Here is a 23,189-nt window from a genome sequence, read left to right on the forward strand (position 1 = left end):
AATATTTGATGCTTAAAAAGCGGACGCCTAAAGCTTAAGCGATCTAATCCAAAGTGAATTATTCGCCCTTAAGACGTCTATCTAACTGATCTTTTAAGTTAGCGGGCACGCCTTTAATCAAGAGCGTGTCGGAAATTGGATCGTAAATCACTCGCTGACCTAAATGGCCGCCATCGAAGCTAATGGTGACGCCGCCACCGGTCCCTGAAAACTTCTTCAATTGTCTTAAAGTCGATTTGTCGGCGGGGAATTCTTCATCCAGCTCATAACTGCCGCCACGGGCAAAGTCATAGAAAGACTCCATACCTTGGTCGGCGAGTTCATCGGCTAAATCTTTGATCTCAATGTCTGCACCTTCGTCAAAACGCTCGGAGCAATACTCAAACACTTTGTTACGGCATTGCTGACGTTCTTCTTTGGTCAGATCGCTGCTGGCAACAAAATCTTCCACCGCGTTCATTAGGGTCTTATTTTGCGCCTTGGTATTTACGCCTTCGACACAGCCCATAAAGTCGAGGAAAAAGTCCGCCACCTTACGGCCTGCTCGACCGCGGATAAAGGAGATGTACTTGCGGGAGTCCTTGTCGGCCTGCCATTCGGTAAGGTCAATACGCGCCGCTAATTGAATATTGTTTAAATCCAAATGGTTGTTTTGCGACAGCTCCATATCGTCAAGAACCGTCATCGACGACTTGGCACTCAGCAACGCCACAAACAAAAAGTCACTCGCCATGCTGGTATAGCAGGACATCAACAGGAATCCGCCTTGGCTAAAATCATATTTTGCCAACTCTTCCTGTAACAACTTACTGGCTTGACCGGTAAATTCGACAAAGCCTAAATCCCCTGCACGGTATTCCTGCAACGCATTAGAAAACGCAGGATTGGCTTCACCGTCATCACCGTGGATACCAAAATAACCAAATCCTTTGCCGGATTTGCTGGTATAGGTCTGATGCAATTCTTCCAGCATCATCTCGACAGCCTGACTGTTCAGCAGAGGTTGAGGACGTAAACGGCAGCGTAATTGCCCCTGACTGTCCTGGGAAATCTCGTGAATAATTGCTTGTTCGATGTTAATACTCATAAGCCCTGATAGTGATGCTGGAATAAATCCGCTATTATATGCCGCTAATCCATTCCAAAGTGAAACATTTTTTGATTATGGCAATCCAATCGAAATACTCAAACGCACAAGTTGAATCATTAATCGCCGAGATTTTAGCGGTACTCGAAAAGCACAAAGCCCCTACTGACTTAAGCCTGATGGCACTGGGCAACTGCGTCACTCACCTGCTCGAGCGCAAAGTACCAAGCGAGTCTCGCCAAGCAGTCGCTGAACAATTTGCAAAAGCACTCGCACAATCGGTGAAATCCAATTAAGTTAGTCGAGTAACAATCGTTAAAACAACATAAGATACAACGTCTTTTAGGAATAAGCGGATCACTATGGTCGAGCGAAAAAAGCAAATGAGCCGCGATCGCGTGTCACGACTCATCAACTGGGGACATTGGTTCGCCTTCTTTAATGGCCTGCTGGCTATGATTATCGGCACACGCTATCTGAGCAGTGTGGGTTATCCCGAAACTTGGTTTGGCTGGGGCTACCTCGCCGTCAGCACCATTGGCCAGTTCAGTTTTCTTGCTTTTATCGCCTACTTGATCTGCCTATTCCCGCTGACCTTAATCTTGCCTTATTCCAAGATTTTAAGGGGCTTAGCGGCGGTTATCGCCACCTTAAGCCTGTGTATCTTATTGTATGACACCATAGTGTATGCCGATTATGGCATGCACTTGAGCCCCTTCGCCTTCGACTTAGCCTGGGCCGATTTAAATGCCCTGCTCCACGGTACCTCTTATATTGTCACGCCGATTGCCATTTTGGTGATTGAGCTAACGGCGGCCAACTTCCTGTGGAAACGGATTGAGAAAATCCAAAAGCTAAATCTTGGCAATAAGGTTATTACCCTGATTGGGGTGTGTTTTGTCAGCAGTCATTTGATCCACATTTGGGCCGATGCTGCCGATATCACCGAAATTACCCGTTTCGATGATACTTATCCGCTGTCGTACCCAGCCACGGCGCGCTCCTTTATGGAAAGCCATGGTATTGATGGCTCTTCACAATCGAATGATGAAGCCAATCATGCGACCAGCACGCTCAGTTACCCCACGCAGCCACTACAATGCCAGGCCGACAGCAAACCCAATGTGTTAATGCTGACTATCGACAGTCTGCGTGCCGACATGGTGGACGCCAAGACCATGCCGTTTTTGCATCAGTATACTGAGCAGAATCAGAGCTTTACTCAGCATTACAGTGGCGGCAATCAATTTAGAACCGGCATGTTCTCCCTGCTCTATGGCTTACAAGGCAGCTATGGCGATGCGCGCATCTTCAATAGCACTAGCCCCATCATGACCCAAAGCTTTAAACAGGCGGGTTATCAGCTTGGCTTATTTATTCCCGAAACCAATCTGAATTTACGCTCCGCGCAGGCCATGTTTAATGACTTTACCCCCGTCATCGCCAAAGAAACCAATGGCAGTGCCGATGCGGACTTACACAGCGTAGGCCACTTTAAGCAATGGCAAAGCGTACAACAGAGACCATGGTTTGCCCTCGTCAATCTGAAGGCACCAGAGAATTTTGATACTCCAGTGGGCTTCCTTGGCATTGAAACCGTCAAAGCCAATGCCAATTTACAACCCGCGCAAAAGGTATTATTTAACCAATATCGCCAATCATTGAATTTTATTGATAAACAAATCCAAGCGATTGTGAGTGAGTTGCCCAGTGATACCTTAGTAGTGATCACCGGCGTTAATGGCAAGATATTCACCAGCAACAGCGATGAAGCCCAGCGCAATCTGTCACCCGAGAGTGTTAGAGTGCCTATGGTCATTCATTGGCCCAATGTCGGCGCCAGTAAGGTTAAATACCGCACCAGCCACTATGGTGTAGTACCTACCTTGATGACCCATATCTTAGGGTGCACCAATAACCCCACCGACTACAGTGCAGGCCGTAGCCTATTGCAACCGAGCCAAGAAACTTGGATTTACATCGGTGACAGTCGCATTTTTGCTATCTACCAACAGTCGGAAATCACCGTCATCGACCGCCATGGTAAATACCGCATTTACGATGAAAACTTTGAGCACAGACTGCATAAGAAGATGAGTGCGCCTGAGCTTATACAAGTAATGCGAGAAGGCCGTCGCCTCTATAATCACTAGGGCGTATTGACGTTTCAGGGTTATTTTTGCAGCAATTTAGCTGGCTTTTATGCAAGTCAAAGTCCGTGCTGTGTCGTTATTCTACATAAACGGACGATAACGCAGCATAAAAGCCTGCCAAATTCTGCCCGAAGGGTTTATCTGGCAAGCCATTGCTCTTACTTTCTGTTATAAGAGCCACTTGTCATTTAAGTAGCATAACGACACAACATTCCTCGTTTCGCGAGCACTTGCTTGCCAGAATGAACAAAATCTAATCTCGAAACGTCAACACGCCCTAATATAAACCCTGCTTTGTTAAACGTTTAAGCCCTAGTCAATACTAGGGCTTTTAGTTAGCAAAGTGTTTACATTGCCGCGCTTTAACATCAACAACTTAATCACATTCAGAAACTATTATTAAAATAATATCAGACTGTTAACTGATAAAATGTTAAAGTTATGGTATGACTTACTAAAGATAATGTTTATTTGGCTGATTTCATCCCATGACCATGATTAAAAACGATCAGAATCAAGCCTTTGACGCCATTCATACTATCCTCAACAGCCTAGACGCACTGGTCTATGTTTCCGATTTACACAGTTATGAATTACTGTACTTAAATGATTATGGAAGCGCCATTTGGGGCAATCCGGCAGGTAAAAAGTGCTATCAACTCCTTCAAGCTGGCCAAAATAGCCCCTGTGCTTTTTGCACTAACCATAAACTGATTGGTCCCGAGGGCGACGCCACTGGTGTGCATGTATGGGAGTTTCAAAACACGCAAAATAAACGTTGGTACCAGTGTCGAGATCAAGCAATTCGTTGGAGCGATGGTCGCCTAGTGCGGATAGAAATAGCCACTGATATCACTGAACGTAAACACATGGAACAGGCATTAATCGAGGCTAAGTTTATCGCAGAGCGCCTTGCAAATACCGACGAACTCACAAAACTCTACAATCGCCGCGCATTTTTCCACTTGGGGCGCCCTATCGCATACCAGTCTGGCCAAGCGCTGGCGTTTATTATGTTTGATATTGACCATTTTAAGCGAGTCAATGATCAATGGGGACACGCTACAGGCGATGCAGCCTTAATCCATATTGCACAGCTGACACAAACTAAACTGAGAAAAAATGATATTCTTGCTCGTTTAGGTGGCGAAGAGTTTGGGCTGATTTTACCCAACACCCAACATGAACAAGCATGGCAAATTGCAGAGTCGATTCGCCATGAATTTGATACACAGCCACTTTCCCTTGATGGACACAGCATTCATTGCACCGCAAGCTTCGGCATATCATCCTTGATCTTGCCTCAAATCAATCATCCCGATGAAGCACAAGCACTATTGGAGACTCTATTCAATAATGCCGATCAGGCTATGATGCGAGCAAAGCGCACAGGCAGAAATCGAGTCTGTGATGCGGAATAAACCACTACAAAAAAACTCTGGCCATTTAAGAATGGTGTAAGACTTGTGATGAGATAGCAACAATGCCAATCCTAACTAGCCCTCTCGCTGTTCGACCTGCTAAAAGCAATAGCCCCATTCCGTGTTTCGGCTCGTTAGGTCAACCGAAAATTCCCACACCTGCTGCCATACAAATTCTTATCTATTTGCCTATGTTTGGCCTTACCAGAAATCGACTAACAATGTATGGGTATACAGTCGTATTTAAATTTAAGTGTTTTGGTATGATTTTTAGACAAAATCAGTGCGCACTAATTCCATCCGCAATAAATAAAACGCTATAAAATCAACTAACTATAGAGGATTAGTTTTAGTTAATAGGTTTGAAAAACGCGCATGCGCGTTTTTCCAGATGGATTACTTATATGAAAAGCGGCAGAAAGCTGATAACTTCTTTACATACAGATAGTTAACTGTGCGCGTTTTCACTGGTCTAATGAGGTAAACGCGCATGCGCACTAATAAAATGTTAGGCGTTGTATGAAATTGCACCGATACTTTGATACTGATGACGGTTCTCTTCCAGAGTTGGAAGTTCGATATTCAGATCCGGATAACGTATCCAAAGCTTTCGAATTTCTATTCGCAAATAATGCCAGGAGTGTAACGGCCAGCGGAGGCTACCTTTGGATCAAAGCTTCGCAAAAAAAGAAGCCATTCACAGGTAGCGGTGATGCGTCATTGGTTGTTTGTGAATCAGCAGAGCCATTCCATGTAGTGCTAGCAGGTATAACCATTGCTAACTGCACGCTTCCCGATTTAGGAGTTCTCGTTATGCCCTCTAGCTTAACCATCGACTACCGAATGGGTAGTGCATGGGGAACGTCCGAGATCAACGCTCTGCTCATACTGCTAAAAAAGCTATGCGGGCTAGGTGGTACGCTTGTCGCTCCGTGGTGGGGTGCCGAATGCGAACATGAGTTCGCTGAAGCTCTGCGTCGCGCCTAACAAGTGGTTCAAGTCGTTCGCTCCGCTCACTCGGGACGGGCTAAAGCCCGCCCCTTAACCAAACGTTAAGCGTACACATCGGAACCGATGTCTAAAGGAAACTATGAAAATAACAACATTAGTGGATAACACTCGGCTGGACGGTAGGCAAGATTTGGCTGTTGAGCGTGGGTTATCATTACATATTGAAACTGAATCATTGAATATACTATTTGATATGGGTGGAGGAGATACGTTTTGTCAAAATGCGCCTCTACTAGGTGTTGATATCGAACGCGTTGATATTGCGGTTATATCGCATCGGCACCATGATCACTGTAATGGTGCTGTAGATTTTGTTTCTCACAATTCTAAAGCCAACGTGTTTTTGAAAGATTGCGAAGAAAAAAACTACTATTTTCGTGCTTATTGCTTCAAAAATGATGTTGGTATCAATACAGATTTACTAAAAGACAGCTATGAGCGGCTTGTATTCGTTAACCAAACAACTGAAATTGCGCCGAATGTATTTGTTATTACTGATATAAGTACCAAACACGAAAAGCCAAAAGGAAACCGGTATCTATATACGCAATCTCAAAATGGATGGGAATCCGATACATTTGACCATGAATTACTACTAGTGATAAAAGAGCACGACGGTTTAGTTATATTTACTGGTTGTGCTCATAGTGGAGTTCTTAATATGGTTGACACTGCTGTTAGCTATTTTCCGAGTGAGAGAGTTAAAGCAGTCGTTGGGGGCTTTCACCTAGTTGGGTTGCCACTATTCGATAGTATCGGTGGGACTAAGCAAGACATCAAAGACCTTGGTCGCGCATTGTTACAATACCCCATTGATAAACTGTATACAGGGCACTGCACAGGTAAGAAGGCTTATGGTCTGCTAAAAGGAGTACTCGGAGAACGTTTAGAGGCAATCCCCACGGGAAGCTGTATTAATGTATAGCGAAAAGTACGCTTAACAAATAAGGATAGGCCGCGCGTAGCCGCGACCTTATCCCAAGTGTTGAACAAGCCCGATGCTGGTTGTTGACACTTTATTATGCAAATAGCGGATTGAGAATGTGTACTGGCGAAGGTCTTATTTTCAAAGAGACTTTTATGCAGACATGGCCCGCCCTTAGCGAACGAGCTAATATTTTTATTACCTATTCATCAAGCTGTTATCGAGTCCTCATTCTGTTTGGTTAACCCGTTATCCTTATACTTCTCGCCTTAGGCGGTGATGTTAGCGTCTGTCGGTCGATGACGCATATGAACGCCCATAAAATGCATAGCTTGATGGCAACAAGGGCAATAGCGCACGGCTAAGGCACGTTTGACCTCTGGTAATACGGGGAAAGCGGCTCCTGCGACAGCTAACATCAGTTGGATTTGTGAAGAAAAAGAAGCCAGCCATGTGGCCATACCGATTGGTGAAGTATTAAAGGCCATTATCGATAAAAGCCGCGACGGGTTACTTTGCCCTTATGTGGTTCATCGCCGACCTGACAAACTCAATAAGCAAAGTGTGGCCACAGACCACCGCTATCAGCTTGATCCTAATTACCTTAGCAGAGCCTTTTCGGCATTAAGGGATGAGTTAGGTCTGTGCGACCATTTAGAAATGAGCCAGCGCCCGACCTTCCACGAGATCCGCGCGCTATCTGCCAGACTGTTTTCAGATATGGGTGTTGACCCTCAAGGTCGGATGGCTCACACCGATGCTAAATCCACCAAAATCTATGTGCGGGATCACCTGCAATGGACCGAAGTACCACACGCTGAGATTAAACTCAGCCATTAATAAAACTAAGGCAAAGCACTAATTGGAAGAAGAATTTTTGAATTCCGTTAGTCCCCCGTTAGTCCACCCTGACATAAACAAGCAGATACAAAAAAGCCCGCAACTGATTAAGATTGCAGGCTTTATTGTTTATGAATTTGGTCGGTATGAGAGGATTCGAACCTCCGACCCCTGACACCCCATGACAGTGCGCTACCGGGCTGCGCTACATACCGAAATTGTCAGTGTTTAATCGATTATTAAGTTAAACATTAAACACTTATTACTCAAAGTGCGATTAACTGGGGTTCACCTTAAGTGACGCAGACTTTAGCAATTGCCTCGCCTCTGTGCAAGTGCTTAGTGAACTGAGTTTGACTAACTGCTTAGTTTCTGGCCTGAATGACTCTATTTTCAAAATTTTATGCCCTTTCATTGGGCTTTGTTCGGCATATGACGTGCATAATATTGGTCAATGCGCGTCAACATGTAGGGGAAAAACGGATTCCATTTTTGGCGTAACATTTCGGATGCTGGAACACTATAAACACCACGTTCGCCACGGGATGCGGCGGCGCCTATCTGAATTCTCGTTGACTTCTCATTACTGATATTGCCATAAAGACCATCATCTTCAGCAAATGGCACTGCCACATGGGATAAGGAATACACTCCCTGTGGCCAATGCAGAGATAAGCTCTCCACCTCGGTAATGCTCTTTTCTCGAGGTATAAGCCCAAACTCACGCGCTTGAACTTGAGTTGTTTCACTATTGATATTTTCGATCAACGTCCCACGGTATTGAATCTTGTCGCTAGATGTCGGTAGTAAAGCTGGCAGCGGATCATCTGCCATCAATTTACTGTTGATCACAGTGCGGTTCATATCAAACAACACTAACTCATGGCCGTTTTCAGGCAGCACTTGGTAAAGTAGGTTCACTACCGCGGCACTTGACACTGTTGCATCAGCCACTGACTGAAAGCTTAAAATCGATGGGATTTGTTCACGTTGTGAAGGCGTTAACCCACTCAATAAGCTTTGATTTCGCAGCGCTAATTGGTAGACCACATCGCCCGCATTTACCGCAAAAGAAGTGTATTTAAAGGGATCGTATTCCATCTGAATACTGTTCCACTGCAACTTATCTAAATCGAGTAAACGGCCAATCCAACTCTGCCAACGGGCCGCTGCCGCAATTGGGGCAAGTCCAATAGCGGGCGACATAAAAATCATTCCCGCATAATCGGGAGCTTTTTCCTGATTGATTAACTCAAGCTCATGGTTAAGCGCTATCGCAGCACCCGTTGAAAAACCAATCACAAACAGCGGTTTACCTTTTAGCTCTTGTTTCATATGCGCCGTGGCTAAATTCACCGCGGCGGCTAAGTCCTGCCAATAGAGGCTAGTGAGACCGCTAGGGATAGTGCCATGTCCAGGGAGTCTTAAGCCAAGTACATGGGCTTTGCCCTTAAAATGTGCCGCCACATTAGACATTGCATAGGGTGAATCGGACATACCATGGAACAGCAATACACCATAGGGCGCATTGGCCTTGGGCCACTCGAAGGTGCGGTTCCAGTTATGGGGCCAACGGGCGGGATCCGACAAACTGTGCTTCACATAGCGATTAACAGGTGATGCATCTGTTACTGATACTTTATTGAGGACTTTCTCATCGACTTCGGCAAATAACTTATCTTCTAAGGCAATGTAATCACTAAAATTATCTAACTTTGTGTTATAGCGAAATTCGTTTTTAAGTTCAGTGGTGTGCCAAAGGGAGAGATCGGGCCTGGCATTAAGAAAATGTATGCCGGTTACCAACAGGGCAACGGCAATCCCCAAACAGGCATAACATGCCGCGAAAAATAAGTGCTTGGTTGAGCCTATGATGATGGCTTTCATTCTCGTCCCTTGGATCCCGTAAAATGCACAAGCAGATTATAAGGTTAGGTAAAAACAAACCTCAATCTTCATATTTATTATTGTTTGATGGCATTTTAATTGTCGCGATTAACTTTACTTAGGTTAAGATCCGCGTCACTTTTATTTGATATTCGCACATTCTACTTATTATGCACATTGGCCCAGCGGCTGCGCCCTATGCGTTTTATCTCCCCAATCCCCCACTCATGCCTGAAGATTGGCATTGGGACCAGGATAACGCGATAGCAGAACTCATCGCTTTAAACGGTAACCACTGGCGTAAGATCTTCACCATTATGGCCAAAATTTGCGCCCCCAGTGAAGATTGGCGCAATTATCGCGACAACTTATTGCTGACGGAGCAAATGTTGCTGATAGGCGCTAGAGCCCTCTCACCATATGCCAATATTCATATTGTCTGTGGGCAAACCGCGGCCACAGCATTAGGGATTGCAGCCAATAGCAACATCGCCACAGGCCCTCAGCAAAGCGCCAATAAGCAAACAGCCGACCAACAAACAGTGTTGCAATTGATGCAAGCCTCCCAAGGTAAACTGCAAGACATCACGACAATAATGCAGACTCAATCTTCACACTCGATATCAGTGCTACTCACGCCCTACTTGGATTACCGCCAATACTCTAATGCCCTGATTGCACTTACACGCTCGCATCTACAAAACGTATCTGCTTGATAAAAGTCCATAAAAAAAGCACCCGGATAGGCCGAGTGCTTTAAAAGAAAACCTAGATAGCATTGCCTATGCCAAGGTTAGTGATAAAAATCAGTCGTAGATGGTTGGAATGGGCTGGCGCTTATGTTGGGTGGCCTTGTAGATATTGATCAGCTTTTCTTCCACGGCCTTATCGACGGTTTTCCCTTCGAGGAAATCATCGATTTGCTCGTAGGTCAGCCCGAGCGCCACTTCATCTTCGAGTAGCGGTTTATTATCTTCTAAATCCGCCGTAGGCGCCTTGTAAACTAATGACTCAGGTGCACCAAGATAGGCCGCTAATTGGCGCACTTGGCGTTTATTGAGACCAAATAGAGGCGCGAGATCGCAGGCGCCATCACCCCATTTGGTATAAAAACCAGTGATGTTTTCGGCGCTATGGTCGGTTCCCACCACTAAGCCGCCGACTAACCCTGCTAATTCATACTGGGCAATCATGCGCATCCGCGCTTTGACATTGCCCTTCACAAAATCGACTTTCGACGCATCTGGTATACTCAGTCCCGCATCAGCAAACGCGGTTAAGGTGGCTTGGTGCACACCATCAACACCTTGATGCACATTTACTGTGACTAATTTTGATGGCTGAATAAATTGGCACGCTTGCTGAGCTTCGTGCTCATCCTTTTGGATCTGATAAGGTAAGCGCACCGCAATAAACTGATAACCGCCGTCAGGATGTTCACTATTAAGGCTATCAACGGCCAATTGGCATAAACGCCCCGCTGTTGAAGAATCCACACCACCGCTGATCCCTAATACCAACGCCTTGCTGCGGGCCTCTTTGAGCTTAGTTTTAATAAACGCCACACGGCGCTGCACTTCAAACTCAGGCTCAATCGCCTTGAGTACCTTCATTTCTCTTAAGATCTGCGCTTTCACCGAAAATTCCACCTTAAATATTCGCTGTTATTGGGAGCGGTAAACCGCCTAACGTTATCATTTATTTGCGCCTAAAAACAACAAGGGCAATAACGGTTTGCCGTTATTGCCCTGATTGACTCAAACCAGTGCTGGTTTATCTTTCCCAGTAGGATTCTTCTAAGCTGTCTTCACGCTCAGGTAAACCGCGGGAGAGACGCGGACTGTGCTGCGCCAACACCTCGTAAGCCACGCGGTTAGCGTACTTACAAATTTGTGAGAATGACGAATAACACAGGCCATCACGCTTATGCTTGCTTGAGCCTGGCACATTGGTCTTGTGGAAGGTATTGGCCGCCAAGTCATGCAATAACGCCGACAACGCACCATCGCCCGCACCATTGGTGTTGCCGATTTTCTCAGGGCCGCCCATGTAAGGGGAAATATGGGCATAGACTTTAATCGGGTTTTCGCAATCACGCTTAAGCTTGGGACGCGAGAACTCATAACGGTTAAATTCGGGGATAGCACCGGGCAGCAGTGTATGGCTAGTCTCACGCTTTTCAGCATCATCGGTATAACCTGCGGTGTAAAGCCCGATGGGACCTGCGGTGGTTAACACCATATCACACCACTCGAGGGCTTTTTCGCTGGCAAGCAGTGGATCGCGAAATCCGGTTAAGGCCTCACCTTCATCTTCGTTCATCGCCAAAATGGTCACATGCTCTTGGATAAAGTTTTGCCACCAAACGGGATCTTCTTCGATTAAGAAGCGTGTGCCTAAGGTCAATACCACGGGGACTTCGGCCGCTTTAGCGTATTCAATTGCGCACATGGCCGCATCGGTGATCCTGTCGCCGCCGCTGGCGCGCATTAAATAGGCGGTTAATACCAAGGCAGAGCTGCCCTGCACTACGTCTTTATCAATATATTCAGGAGTTAACTTATCCATCGCCCCTTTGCTGATCGCAAAGGTACGCTCACCACAATCCGAAATCAGGGTAAAACAACGGCCAATAGGACCATCGACGGGTTGCAGGAAGTTAAGGTCAACCTTTGAGGAGGTGTTACAAAGATAACGGTAAGCATAACTGCCGACTTCGATATTTTGGCTCATCACTCCAAATAATACTGAGCGGTCATCGGCCAAAATAGAATAATTGTGCACTGTGTTACCAATAGTGCCGCCCGCAAACTCATCGCTGATTAAATCGTTTTGTTTCAGCTCGGTATACAGGGCGTGCGCTTGCTCATCATTGATAAGCGTCGAATTACCCTTGGGTAAACCATAACGCCCGAGCAACTCATCCTCTACCTTGGCTTCGATATCCACTAAGGTTTGATCGATACCGCTGATATAAGTCGCAAAAGGTTGAGGTTGCTGGGTTAATTGCTCAAGCAGTGGGTCACGGGTTTTGACCGGAAAATAATGTTTCGATTTGCGCTGACCGGGAAACTTCATAGTGGCTCTCTTTTCCTGGCATCCATGCTAATGGGCATTACAACGAGCGTTGGCTCATCGTGTCCTAAAAATAATGAGTCTAGGCTAGAGAGATAAAAAATCCACTCCCGAGCCACAAGGGGCGCAGATTCTACCATAAAATCAGCATGAAACTAGGCCGTGTTTCGGTTTCAACGGGAGAAATTTACCGTCACTCTGCTCGTATCCATGGTTGAGCTTGTTCTTGCACCAGTTGCCTGAGCAGCTCGATATGGAGCTCATCATCATTTAAACAGGGAATAAAATGATACGCTTCGCCGCCCGCATGCAGGAAAGTCTCTTTACCGCCAATCGAAATCTCTTCTAAGGTTTCAAGGCAATCGGTGGCAAAGGCTGGGCAAATCACATCGACACTTTTTACGCCTTGACGGGGTAAATCGGCCAGCAACTCATCGGCATAGGGGGTTAACCACTCTTCTTTACCGAAGCGGGATTGGAAACACACCTGCCATTGTCCGTCGGTTAATTCCAGCGCCTGCGCCAGTAACTTGGCCGTCGCGCGGCACTGCTCAGGATAGGGATCGCCTTCAGTGGCATACCGCAGCGGAATACCGTGGAAGGATAGAATTAACTTGTCGGCCTGCCCATGGGTTTTCCAATGGCGTTTCACCGAATGCGCTAAGGCCGCGATATAGGCTTCATGGTCAAAATACTGTTTGCTAAAACGCAGCTCAGGAATGTCACGCACTTGGGTAAAATACTGCGCCACCGCATCGAACACACTGGCGACGGTTGAGCAGGAATACTGTGGATACAGCGGCAGCACCACGATACGTTCGGCGCCTTGGGCCTTGAGTTTGGCAAAGCCGCTCTCAATCGAAGGATTGCCATAGCTCATGCCCAGTTCCACCGGAATGGTTTGATTAAAGGTCGCGCTCAGATCCGTGGCTAATTTTTGTGCCTGCTGCTCGCTTATCACCATTAGCGGCGAGCCCTGCTCCGTCCATACGCTCTGATAAAGTTTGGCCACCTTGGCGGGTCGGGTGTTAAGGATTATCCCCTGCAAAATCGGCTGCCACAGCCAAGGGGACAAATCGACGACCCGAGGATCACTTAAAAACTGTTTGAGGAATCGCTTAACCGCTTTGGGAGTGGGTTCATCGGGCGTGCCGAGATTGACCAATAACACGCCAAACGCAGGAGAGGGAGAAGTCAATGTGTTACCTTTTATCAGCCAAATACCTCGGCAGGCTAACACTCGGTCGCCAATAAAAAAAGCCTGCAATCGCAGGCTTTTTCCTAATATGAGAACTTGTTCTCGAATTTAGCGAATGATGCTTATTTCAGCACGCTGGCTAACTGTGCACTCACAGCCGCAACCGACTGAGTACCATCGAATTTATGGTATTGAGTGTTACCCGCCGCAGCCACTTTGCCATAGTATTCAACCAATGGCTTAGTTTGCTCGTGGTAAATGCCTAAACGCTTACGCACTGTGGCTTCTTCGTCATCTGGACGAATTGCTAAGTCTTCGCCAGTCACATCGTCCTTGCCTTCCACTTTAGGTGGATTGAATACCACGTGGTAAACACGGCCAGAACCTGGGTGAACGCGACGACCGCTCATGCGCTTAACGATTTCTTCGTCTGGCACATCGATTTCGATCACGTAATCAATGCTGATACCGTTTGCCGCCATCGCATCCGCTTGTGGGATAGTGCGTGGGAAACCGTCCAACAGAAAACCTTTAGCACAGTCGTCCTGTGCGATACGCTCTTTAACCAGTCCAATGATCAGATCATCAGAAACCAGTTGGCCTGCATCCATCACTTTCTTCGCTTCTAAACCCAGCGGAGTACCGGCTTTAACGGCAGCACGTAACATGTCGCCAGTAGAAATTTGTGGGATACCATACTGTTCCATAATGAACTGGGCCTGGGTACCTTTACCGGCACCTGGGGCGCCCAATAGGATAATGCGCATCTCAAGAGTCCTCTTTTTCGCATTGATATTCTTCTTAGGGCGGCGATCTTCGCACATCTGGCCGCCATTGAGAAGGCTTTTAGCTTCGACTTTAGCCTCAGAAACCGTAAATAAATCGCAGTTTTGCGGCCAATATAATCTTTAATAAAGCAAGGTATAGAGCTTACGGCGGTACTGATTCGCCAGACTATTGCCTTGCCCAAGTGCCGTTAAAATTTCCATAAAGACTTGTTTTACCTTGCCATTTTCAGCAGTTAAATCCTTAGATAACACACTGTATAAATGCGCGAGCGCTTCTTCGTCTCGGTGGGCCGAATGCAGGGCCTTACAAAGTTCGAGTAATAACACTAAATCCTGCGGATTATGCTCGAACTTCTGCTGCAAATCACGAATTTCTGGCGTGTCCGCCGCATCCAAGGCAAGGGTTAATTTTGCCTTTAAGCTTTGGTAATAACTGTCTTGGTAGGCAAGACCAATCTGTTCGAGTAAAGTTTGCGCTTGGGCGAGTTCACCCTGCATCAAATACACATCGGCGAGCACCAAACTCACCTCAGCCGCCTGATGTGAGGCGCTATAGGCGTCTTTCAGTAACACAGCCGCAGTAGTTAAATCCTCCGCCGATACTTGGGTTAAGGCTAACAGGGCTTTGGCTTGCTCAAGCTGCAATTGCCATAAGGGTGGCAAGTGTTTCTCCAGCATAGCGCTCACCTGCGCCGCCTCCTGCATGCCCGCAAAGCCATCGATTGGCTGGCCCTTATCCAGTACTAAGGTAGTCGGCAGTGCTTGAATGCGGAAATAGTTCGCAATTTCCAGCTCAGTTTCGCAGTTCACTTTCGCCAGCACAAAACGGCCAGCATGCTGCGCGGCAAGTTGCTCGAGTGTTTGCACCATGGCAACACTCTGCGGCTGTGGCTGGGCCCAAAACACCATCACCACCAGTTGCTGCATCGAAGCATCAACCACTTGCTGAATATTGTCTTTCGTTAGATCGAGGATATTGTCCATGGTTTTCCTTACTCCCAAACTGGCACTTCTACTAGGAAATGCCCGAGGGTAATGCGACTCTTGGTGCCTAAAAGTGAATCGGGGCACTTGTGTCTCGACTCAAGTGCCCCGAATGTGTTACTTCAGACTTGCCAATAACATTTGGTTCATCAGCTTAATAAAGGCCGATGGATCCGCTAGGCTGCCCTTCTCCGACAATTGCGCCTGTTGCAATAACAGATTCGACCAATCGGCAAAGGCGGCTTCATCTTGAAGATCGTTTAAGCGCGACACTAATGGATGCGCAGGGTTTACTTCAAACGTCGGCTTGACCTCTGGCACTGGCTGACCAGCAGCCTGCATCAGTTTGATCATTTGCGTTGACATTTCACCTTCCCCCGTCACCACACAGGCTGGGGTATCGGTTAAGCGTGAGGTCACTTTCACATCGGCCACGCTTGCACCTAATGCCGCTTTGATGCGCTCAATCAGTGGTGCAGACTCTTCGGCCAGTTTCTCCTGCGCTTCCTTCTCGGCCGCATCTTCCAGCTCACCTAATTCCAGCTCGCCACGGGTCACTGAATGCAGTTGCTTCTCTTTGTATTCGGTTAAGTGGTTAATTAACCACTCGTCGATACGTTCTGACATCAGCAACACTTCGATGCCTTTCTTACGCAGCAGTTCTAAGTGTGGGCTGTTGGCGGCCGCTTCGTGGCTGTCGGCAACGATATAGTAAATCTTGGTTTGGCCTTCCTTCATGCGGCTAATGTAATCATCGAGTGACACAGTCGGTGCCGCGCTGCCCGTATGGGTAGACGCAAAACGCAGTAAGCCAGCAATACGCTCACGGTTTGCAAAGTCTTCCGCTGGACCTTCCTTCAACACTTGACCAAATTCGGCCCAGAATTTTTGGTATTTTTCCGCATCGTCTTTTGCCAGTTTTTCCAACATACCCAGCACACGCTTAGTGATACCGGTGCGCATTGCTTTGGTGATGTGGTTGTCCTGTAAAATCTCGCGGGACACGTTCAGCGGCAGATCGTTTGAATCAATCAAACCCTGCACAAAGCGCAGGTAAGATGGCATAAACTGCTCGGCGTCATCCATGATAAACACGCGCTGCACAAAGAGTTTCAGGCCATGCTTACGATCGCGGTTCCACAGATCCCATGGCGCTTTTGAAGGGATATACAACAGGTTAGTGTATTCCTGTTTACCTTCAACGCGGTTATGGCTCCACAGCAGTGCGTCTGTGTAGTCGTGGGAAATATGCTTATAAAATTCTTGGTATTCTTCGTCAGTGATCTCAGACTTGTTGCGCATCCACAGCGCTGTCGCCTTGTTCATGACCTTCCAGTAACCCTCGGTTGCAGGGATTTTTTCACCGTCTGGGCCATCGCGCTCAGGGGTGCCTTCCTGCCACATTTCTACTGGGATTGAAATATGGTCTGAGTATTTAGTGATGATGGAGCGCAGGCGCCAATCGTCAGCAAATTCTTTTTCGTCATCACGTAGGTGCAGGGTGATTTCAGTACCACGGCTGGCCTTAGTGATGGTTTCAACGGTGAAGCTGCCCTCACCTTCTGATTCCCACAATACAGCTTCATCGGCCTTATGACCGGCAGCACGGGTGCGTACTGTCACTTTTTTCGCCACGATAAAGGCTGAATAGAAGCCCACACCGAACTGACCGATTAATTGCGAATCCTTTGAGGCTTCGCCAGAGAGATTTTTAAAGAATTCAGCGGTGCCCGATTTGGCGATCGTGCCTAAATGCTCAATCACGCCATCACGGGTCATACCTACGCCATTGTCTTCGATGGTCACAGTGCCTTTTTCTTTGTCTGCGCTGATACGCACACGTAGCTCACCGTCACCTTCGTATAGCGCGTCGTTGGTCAACGCAAGGTAACGCAGCTTATCGGCCGCATCCGCAGCGTTGGAGACCAGTTCACGCAAGAAAATTTCTTTGTTGGAATACAAAGAATGGATCATCAAATGCAACAGCTGTTTGACTTCAGTTTGAAAACCATGAGTTTCTTGTTGTGACATGAAATTTTCCTTATTTGTTACGCAATTTGGTTAAAGCAAACGCTCAGTGCTTTATAAAATGGGGCTGTAAATCCACTTTTCAAGGGGGGAGATAAAATCACAGATCAAATGACGAAAAATAAGGCAACTTGAAGCGAAAACACGGCCCATGGCCCAGATATTTGGGCAGTTAGTCGTAACGAGGTAGGCTAACGCGGCAAACAAGAGCACTAAGCGCATCTGCTCAATACTCTTTAATCACATCATCCTGCGCCCATAAAATAAAAACCCGCAAGCACTGGGCTGGCGGGTTTTATCTTGAGTCCATCGCAGGCTACAGCGGGATACGCCCATTGAAGGACAGCGCTAAGGTGGTGCTGTCAACATATTCCAGCTCGCCCCCCACGGGAACGCCGTGGGCGATACGGCTGATCACCACTTTGTGGCGCCTTGCCATATCGGCAATAAAGTGAGCGGTGGCCTCACCTTCTACCGTGGGATTAGTCGCAAGGATCAGCTCAGCAACATCGCCCGAGGCTAAGTGACGCTCTAATAGCGCCAAGCCTAACTCCTCAGGCCCCACCCCATCGAGTGGTGATAAATGGCCCAGCAATACAAAGTAGCGACCGGTAAAATGTCCACCCGCTTCAATGGCTAACACATCGGCCGGCGTTTCGACCACGCAAATCGTCGACGAGGAGCCGCGCTTATGGCTAGCACAAATCGGACAGAGGCTTTCTTCAGTATAGGTTCGGCAAGACTGACAATGACCGATATCGCTCATGGCACTCGACAGCGCCGAGGCTAATTTAAGCCCAGCTTTTCTATCGCGCTCAAGCAATTGAAACGCCATACGTTGAGCCGATTTCGGCCCAACCCCTGGCAAACAGCGCAGGGACTGAATTAACTCGTCAAGCAGGGGACTAAATTTCATTGTCTATCTCAATTAAAATGGCATTTTCATGCCTGGTGGTAATTGCATACCGCCAGTCACTTCGGCCATTTTAGCTTTTTGGTTTTCTTCGATACGACGCGCTGCATCGTTACACGCTGCGGCAATCAAATCTTCCAGCATCTCTTTATCGTCTTCCATCAAGCTTGGATCGATTTCGACTTTACGGACTGTGTGTGAGCCAGTCATGGTCACTTTAACCAAGCCTGCACCTGATTCACCGACCATTTCCATGCGGGCAATTTCTTCCTGCATTTTTGCCATTCTTTCTTGCATCATCTGGGCTTGTTTCATTAGATTGCCCATACCGCCTTTTCCAAACATAGTCATTTCTCTTCTATTAGGGTTAGTCGCAAGCTTTTAAGCTGGCTAATCTTACTGAAATAAATGGGATTGGCAATCAATGCCGATACCCCATCGCTAATCTTATGATCTTGATAGCGAGTTTTTAACAAACTCTGCCACTCCAGGCAGCATATGCACAGAGGAAATATTACTCGGGCTCAGGTAGTGCGGGAATGAGTCCACTACGCTGGGCTAACAACTCTGGCGGATAAAGTAAACTATCCTGATCCAGCTCGGCGCCAAAACGGTTAATCAGCCATTGCACATTATCGTCCATCATTAGCGATTGGCGTGCCTGCTGCAGTAACTCTTGGTGAAAACGTTTGCGCATCTCTAAGGGCGTTTCCCGCGAAGGATCGCTTCCTATGACCACCTCAACCTGTCTTGGGTTCCCCAATGCGGCTGTCAATGCCTGCTCAAGCTGCTCAATCGCCACGGGCGCCGCTAAATGTTTCTGGTCAGGTTTTAGCAGCAACGGCAAAGGGTTAGCCTGCACCTGACAAATCGAGTTTACCGCTAACTGACGCACACGGCCGCCAATCTCTAGGCTCGCCATGAGCTTATACCAGTGCAAGTCTAAGGGATGACCGGTAATCGATTGCGCCAGCGCTAATGCGGTGGATGACGTTGGTTGTACTGTCTCATTTGGCTGTGACTGCACCGAATCTTGTAGCTGAGCCGGTTGCCGTATTTGTTGCTGCGTTAGTTGTGGTGTAAGTGCCTGAGGCGGCTGCGGCGCCGTATTCTTCTCAGGGCTTTGCGCAGCTGGCTCGCTCTTTTGTACAGGCTCTTGTTCTTGCACTTGCCCAAACGGTGTCGCTTCGCTATTCGTTGGTGATATTTGAGCGGCGACGTTCGCAGCGCCTAACTCATCAACAACTGTTTGCAGCACAACAGCGGTTTCACGCTGTAGGTTAGCACTTGCAGCCGATGCGTTGGCATCATCCATCCCTGCGATGGGCGCCTCTTCCCATGGTGGGCGATCGTTCGGATCTAGCTGCTGAGTTAGCGTGACATTTGATTGTGACTCAAGATGGAGCTCGGCCTCGAAATCATCGTCAAAGGGCAGCTCAAAGTCGTTATCGGACGTGTTACTAACCACTTGATGCTCGGTAGATGCATCAACTGAAGGCGTTTTATGCGATGGCGAGTGAGAGACTGGCGCGGTATGCGCACTCTGGCTCGGAGTTTTAAGCTTAACTTCCGCTGCCGACTTTTTTCCATCACCTTCCTTGGTGCTGAGCGCATCAAGATCGGATAACAAGGAGTCACGCGCCGCTAATACCGCCGATAAAATATCGTCATCCTCGAGGGAAACAGTAGTTGAAGCTGGAGGTGTTGAAGCCTGAGAGGTTGTTGAAGCGAAGCTTTCGCCAATAGACTGAGCACTGTCGCGATTAAGCGAACTCTCTTCCATGCCAGAGAATCCGCCCTGCTCCTCAGCCATAAATTGTGAATAATCATCCTGATAGGCATCGAGTGGCGCGGCGGCATAATCGTATTGTCCGTAATCCTCAGCGGAATATTCGTCTGGCGCTAGCGCATCTGTACTCTCATTAACACCCGCTTGAGCATATTCCTCTGCGGATAAGTCAACTACTGTTAATGCCGAGGGACAAGAATTAAGGCTCTCAGAATCCACCATCACAGCTTGATTATGCTCAGTATCAAGATTCGATGCCGGCATAGAAACTGAGCTCGACTCAGCGCTTAAGTCAGGGCTTACGTCAGTTTTTGAGTTAGGGCTTGATTCTGAAATTAAGACGGCCTCAGTACTCGATACCACACTTGCACCAAAGCCTTGGCTTTGAGCTTGGCTTAAGATCACTTGCTGCTCGGCAATTAAAGCGGCATTCAGTTCAGCCCCATCATCAATCGCATCATCGACAGCTAACATATCCTCAGCAGATAAGGCTTGTTGCGAAGCTGTAGCGTTCTCACTCTTAGCCATAGGCTCAGTCGTTGCTACTTGTGGCAGAGCCTGTAAGTCACGCTCAGCGGTTAGTGGAGTTTTTTTTTCAGCCACAGCCTGATTCACGGCCTGTTCTACCGCTGTCATATTGGATACGGGCATAGCCGACGTTGGCTGCTGAGCAGGCAAACTCACCTTTGCAGCATCTTCAACCAGCCAACGTTTTACTGGCTTTTCGGGAACAAATGCCACTGCCCGCAGCAGCGCCATTTCAAGGCCCGATTTAGGATTCGGCGCATGGGGTAAGTCTTTACGGCCAGTCAGTAAAATCTGGTAATACAACTGCACTTGTTCTGGCGCTAATTGCTCGGCAAAGGCCTGTATTTGTGCGCTATAAAGGGATTGTTGCGCGGCGGCTGGCGCAAATTGAGTCAAAGTAATTTGATGCAATAATTCTAGCAAACTGCGGAGCACTTCTTGGGCGTCCGCGCCATAGGCGAGCACCTGTGCGCAGCTTTGCATCAATACGCCGATATCGGCATCGGTTAAGGCTTTAAGTAAGCGCAGCACATGCTGCTCATCAATGCTACCCAACATAGATTGCACTTGATTGAGCATTACCGTGCCGCCACCAAAGGCAATGGCCTGATCGGTCAAACTTAAGGCATCACGCATACTGCCATTGGCCGCTTTGGCGAGCAGGGTTAAGGCTTCGTGCTCAAAGGGCAATTGCTCTTGGGTTAAGATATGCTGTAGCTGAGTGCCAATTTCCTGCTGGGTTAAACTCTTTAAGTTAAATTGCAGGCAGCGGGATAATACAGTCACCGGCAGCTTTTGCGGATCAGTCGTCGCCAGCAAAAACTTCACATGCTCTGGCGGTTCTTCAAGGGTTTTTAGCAGCGCATTAAAACTGCTACGGGAGAGCATGTGCACTTCGTCAATCAGGTAGACCTTAAAACGGCCACGGGTCGGGCGATATTGCACATTGTCTAAGAGTTCGCGGGTGTCATCGACTTTAGTGCGCGAGGCGGCATCGACTTCGATTAAGTCAACAAAGCGGCCTTGGGCAATTTCGACACAACTGCCACACACACCACAGGGAGAAGCCGTTACGCCCTTTTCACAGTTGAGGCCTTTGGCGAAGAGGCGCGCCAAACTGGTCTTGCCCACGCCGCGTGTACCCGTAAAAAGATAAGCATGGTGTAAACGTTGTTGCGTTAACGCATTCGTGAGCGCGTGCAACACGTGGCTTTGGCCGACCATCTGTTCGAATGTGGCAGGGCGCCATTTTCTGGCTAACACCTGATATGACATGGAACTCCCCAATGTGCATGACAAGAATGTTGGTACAAAAAAGGGGATCGCGCCCCGAGATAGTTGCAAGATAACATGTCAATTAGCGACATGCCATTAAACTATCCCTAGGCGCCTTTGGCTGAAGAATTATTCGCCTTCAAACTCACAAAGTTTAACCAACTCAAGACCTAAGGCAGTTAAACGGGCTTCGCCACCTAAATCAGGTAATGAAATCACAAAGGCCGCATCTTGTACTTCACCACCCAGTTGGCGGATAAGTTTTACTGTGGCTTCGATAGTGCCGCCAGTGGCCAGCAAATCGTCAACCACTAACACTTTGTCATTCGCGGTGATCGCATCGGTATGGATTTCAAGGCTATCGTGGCCATATTCCAGCTCATAGCTTTGGCTAATGGTCGCGCGTGGCAATTTACCAGGTTTACGTACTGGCACAAAACCAATGCCTAATTCCAGTGCTAAAGGCGCACCAAATAAGAAACCACGGGCTTCGGTACCCACAATCTTGGTAAAGCCTTTGTTGCGGTAATGCTCAACTAATAAATCGATAGTCGCTTTATAGGCGGCAGCATTTTCCAGCAGACTGGTCACATCGCGAAATAGAATCCCTTCCTTAGGATAATTAGGAATGGTTTTAATGCTTTGCTTTATCAAGGATAAGGTTTCTGTATTCATAGCCATTTAATTTAACTTAATCGTTTCGCCACGCGTAATTGCTGGCAGTAAAAACAAAACGTCCACAGCGAGTGTGGACGAGCTTTAATCATTCGCACAAAGCTTATGCCGCTTTGGTTTGAGTTGCAATAAGCAGCGTATTCAAGTGACGAATTGGTTACCAATTTGTGCCTTAGATCAAATGTGCTTAGGATTCGATTTCAGGGATGGTTTTAAGATACCAGAGTAATCCGCAAGCCATGGTGAGTAGCAGCAACTTCACCCATACAATCGGGACCACCAGGATACTGATGCTAAAACTGAGTCCCGTAAGTAACATCGCCCTGCGCTTAAGGCCTGGGCGCATTGCCCTATGTTGTTGCCATTGGGTCAGCGCATCGGCAAACCACGGGTGTGTCATCAACCACTGGTGTAATCGCTCGCTTGAGCGGGCAAAACAATACGCCGCCAATAGGATAAACGGCACAGTCGGCAGAAGCGGTACTACGATACCCAGCAGTCCAAGGCCCAAAGCAAGACAGCCTATCAATAAAAACAAACCGCGTTTCAATATCATAGTTTGTAGATGACCATATAGTTTGTAGATAAGTAAAGTATGTTAATGTGCCTAAA

20 protein-coding genes, 1 tRNA gene and 1 pseudogene are annotated in these 23,189 nt (G+C 47.6%); 7 read left to right on the forward strand and 15 right to left on the reverse strand.

The window, feature by feature from the left end; genetic code table 11:
• Positions 1 to 58: 58 nt before the first annotated feature.
• On the reverse strand, positions 59 to 1,087 hold the full coding sequence (gene yejK / locus EYR25_RS15970) for a nucleoid-associated protein YejK (RefSeq protein WP_023268261.1): 1,029 nt from the start codon (positions 1,085 to 1,087) through the stop codon (positions 59 to 61).
• 77 nt (positions 1,088 to 1,164) lie between these two features.
• Between yejK and EYR25_RS15975 the strand changes: the two genes are divergently transcribed.
• From EYR25_RS15975 to EYR25_RS16000, 5 genes are all read left to right on the forward strand, one after another.
• Positions 1,165 to 1,383 carry a YejL family protein gene (locus tag EYR25_RS15975; protein ID WP_011622981.1) on the forward strand — a complete coding sequence of 73 codons (219 nt, stop codon included), beginning with the start codon at positions 1,165 to 1,167 and terminating at the stop codon, positions 1,381 to 1,383.
• 66 nt (positions 1,384 to 1,449) lie between these two features.
• Entirely contained in the window at positions 1,450 to 3,240 is a 1,791-nt protein-coding gene (locus tag EYR25_RS15980) for a DUF3413 domain-containing protein (RefSeq protein ID WP_133181389.1), read from the forward strand.
• Between the two features lie 488 nt (positions 3,241 to 3,728).
• Positions 3,729 to 4,661, forward strand: coding sequence for a GGDEF domain-containing protein (locus EYR25_RS15990; protein ID WP_133181390.1), 933 nt, complete (start codon positions 3,729 to 3,731; stop codon positions 4,659 to 4,661).
• A gap of 519 nt (positions 4,662 to 5,180) precedes the next feature.
• The gene (locus EYR25_RS15995) at positions 5,181 to 5,648 is read left to right on the forward strand and encodes a hypothetical protein (protein WP_133181392.1); all 468 of its coding nucleotides are present in this window, start codon (positions 5,181 to 5,183) and stop codon (positions 5,646 to 5,648) included.
• A gap of 103 nt (positions 5,649 to 5,751) precedes the next feature.
• The gene (locus tag EYR25_RS16000) at positions 5,752 to 6,597 is read left to right on the forward strand and encodes an MBL fold metallo-hydrolase (protein WP_133181394.1); all 846 of its coding nucleotides are present in this window, start codon (positions 5,752 to 5,754) and stop codon (positions 6,595 to 6,597) included.
• A gap of 269 nt (positions 6,598 to 6,866) precedes the next feature.
• On the opposite strand, the pseudogene EYR25_RS21405 reads toward EYR25_RS16000, so the two are convergent.
• Positions 6,867 to 7,028, reverse strand: a pseudogene (locus tag EYR25_RS21405) (IS91 family transposase); the annotation flags it as partial.
• Here EYR25_RS21405 and EYR25_RS21410 point away from each other — a divergent pair.
• A complete protein-coding gene (locus EYR25_RS21410) occupies positions 6,970 to 7,437 on the forward strand; it encodes a site-specific integrase (protein ID WP_243729979.1) in 468 nt (155 codons plus the stop codon). The pseudogene EYR25_RS21405 and the gene EYR25_RS21410 sit on opposite strands and share 59 nt — an antisense overlap.
• A 138-nt stretch (positions 7,438 to 7,575) precedes the next feature.
• Here EYR25_RS21410 and EYR25_RS16015 read toward each other — a convergent pair.
• A tRNA-Pro gene (locus EYR25_RS16015) sits at positions 7,576 to 7,652 on the reverse strand.
• Positions 7,653 to 7,848: 196 nt separating this feature from the next.
• Positions 7,849 to 9,324: an alpha/beta hydrolase gene (locus EYR25_RS16020; RefSeq protein ID WP_133181397.1), complete on the reverse strand. Its 1,476-nt coding sequence runs from the start codon at positions 9,322 to 9,324 to the stop codon at positions 7,849 to 7,851.
• A 170-nt stretch (positions 9,325 to 9,494) separates the two neighbouring features.
• Here EYR25_RS16020 and EYR25_RS16025 point away from each other — a divergent pair, with 170 nt between their 5' ends.
• Positions 9,495 to 10,040 carry a DUF6942 family protein gene (locus EYR25_RS16025; protein ID WP_133181399.1) on the forward strand — a complete coding sequence of 182 codons (546 nt, stop codon included), beginning with the start codon at positions 9,495 to 9,497 and terminating at the stop codon, positions 10,038 to 10,040.
• Between the two features lie 90 nt (positions 10,041 to 10,130).
• Here EYR25_RS16025 and nadE read toward each other — a convergent pair whose 3' ends face one another.
• The 11 genes from nadE to EYR25_RS16080 form a co-directional block, all read right to left on the reverse strand.
• Complete coding sequence (nadE, locus tag EYR25_RS16030) at positions 10,131 to 10,961, reverse strand: ammonia-dependent NAD(+) synthetase (protein ID WP_133181401.1); 831 nt, start codon at positions 10,959 to 10,961, stop codon at positions 10,131 to 10,133.
• Positions 10,962 to 11,097: 136 nt separating this feature from the next.
• Positions 11,098 to 12,402: an inosine/guanosine kinase gene (locus EYR25_RS16035; protein WP_023265734.1), complete on the reverse strand. Its 1,305-nt coding sequence runs from the start codon at positions 12,400 to 12,402 to the stop codon at positions 11,098 to 11,100.
• Between the two features lie 190 nt (positions 12,403 to 12,592).
• The gene (gene hemH, locus EYR25_RS16040) at positions 12,593 to 13,639 is read right to left on the reverse strand and encodes a ferrochelatase (protein ID WP_011717368.1); all 1,047 of its coding nucleotides are present in this window, start codon (positions 13,637 to 13,639) and stop codon (positions 12,593 to 12,595) included.
• A gap of 80 nt (positions 13,640 to 13,719) precedes the next feature.
• The gene (adk, locus tag EYR25_RS16045; protein ID WP_133182910.1) at positions 13,720 to 14,364 is read right to left on the reverse strand and encodes an adenylate kinase; all 645 of its coding nucleotides are present in this window, start codon (positions 14,362 to 14,364) and stop codon (positions 13,720 to 13,722) included.
• Between the two features lie 141 nt (positions 14,365 to 14,505).
• Positions 14,506 to 15,369 (reverse strand): tetratricopeptide repeat protein, encoded by an 864-nt coding sequence (locus EYR25_RS16050; protein ID WP_133181403.1) that lies wholly within the window; start codon positions 15,367 to 15,369, stop codon positions 14,506 to 14,508.
• A gap of 117 nt (positions 15,370 to 15,486) precedes the next feature.
• Positions 15,487 to 17,400 carry a molecular chaperone HtpG gene (htpG, locus tag EYR25_RS16055; RefSeq protein ID WP_023265730.1) on the reverse strand — a complete coding sequence of 638 codons (1,914 nt, stop codon included), beginning with the start codon at positions 17,398 to 17,400 and terminating at the stop codon, positions 15,487 to 15,489.
• A 313-nt stretch (positions 17,401 to 17,713) separates the two neighbouring features.
• Positions 17,714 to 18,313, reverse strand: coding sequence for a recombination mediator RecR (gene recR, locus EYR25_RS16060; protein ID WP_023265729.1), 600 nt, complete (start codon positions 18,311 to 18,313; stop codon positions 17,714 to 17,716).
• Positions 18,314 to 18,325: 12 nt separating this feature from the next.
• Positions 18,326 to 18,655: a YbaB/EbfC family nucleoid-associated protein gene (locus tag EYR25_RS16065; protein ID WP_047540411.1), complete on the reverse strand. Its 330-nt coding sequence runs from the start codon at positions 18,653 to 18,655 to the stop codon at positions 18,326 to 18,328.
• Positions 18,656 to 18,824: 169 nt separating this feature from the next.
• Complete coding sequence (dnaX, locus tag EYR25_RS16070; protein WP_133181405.1) at positions 18,825 to 21,902, reverse strand: DNA polymerase III subunit gamma/tau; 3,078 nt, start codon at positions 21,900 to 21,902, stop codon at positions 18,825 to 18,827.
• A gap of 129 nt (positions 21,903 to 22,031) precedes the next feature.
• Entirely contained in the window at positions 22,032 to 22,583 is a 552-nt protein-coding gene (gene apt / locus EYR25_RS16075; protein ID WP_023265726.1) for an adenine phosphoribosyltransferase, read from the reverse strand.
• Positions 22,584 to 22,764: 181 nt separating this feature from the next.
• Positions 22,765 to 23,133, reverse strand: coding sequence for a YbaN family protein (locus EYR25_RS16080; protein WP_133181407.1), 369 nt, complete (start codon positions 23,131 to 23,133; stop codon positions 22,765 to 22,767).
• Between the last annotated feature and the right edge of the window lie 56 nt (positions 23,134 to 23,189).

The sequence above is a fragment of the Shewanella decolorationis genome, assembly GCF_004354305.1.
GTDB classification, from domain to species: domain Bacteria; phylum Pseudomonadota; class Gammaproteobacteria; order Enterobacterales; family Shewanellaceae; genus Shewanella; species Shewanella decolorationis.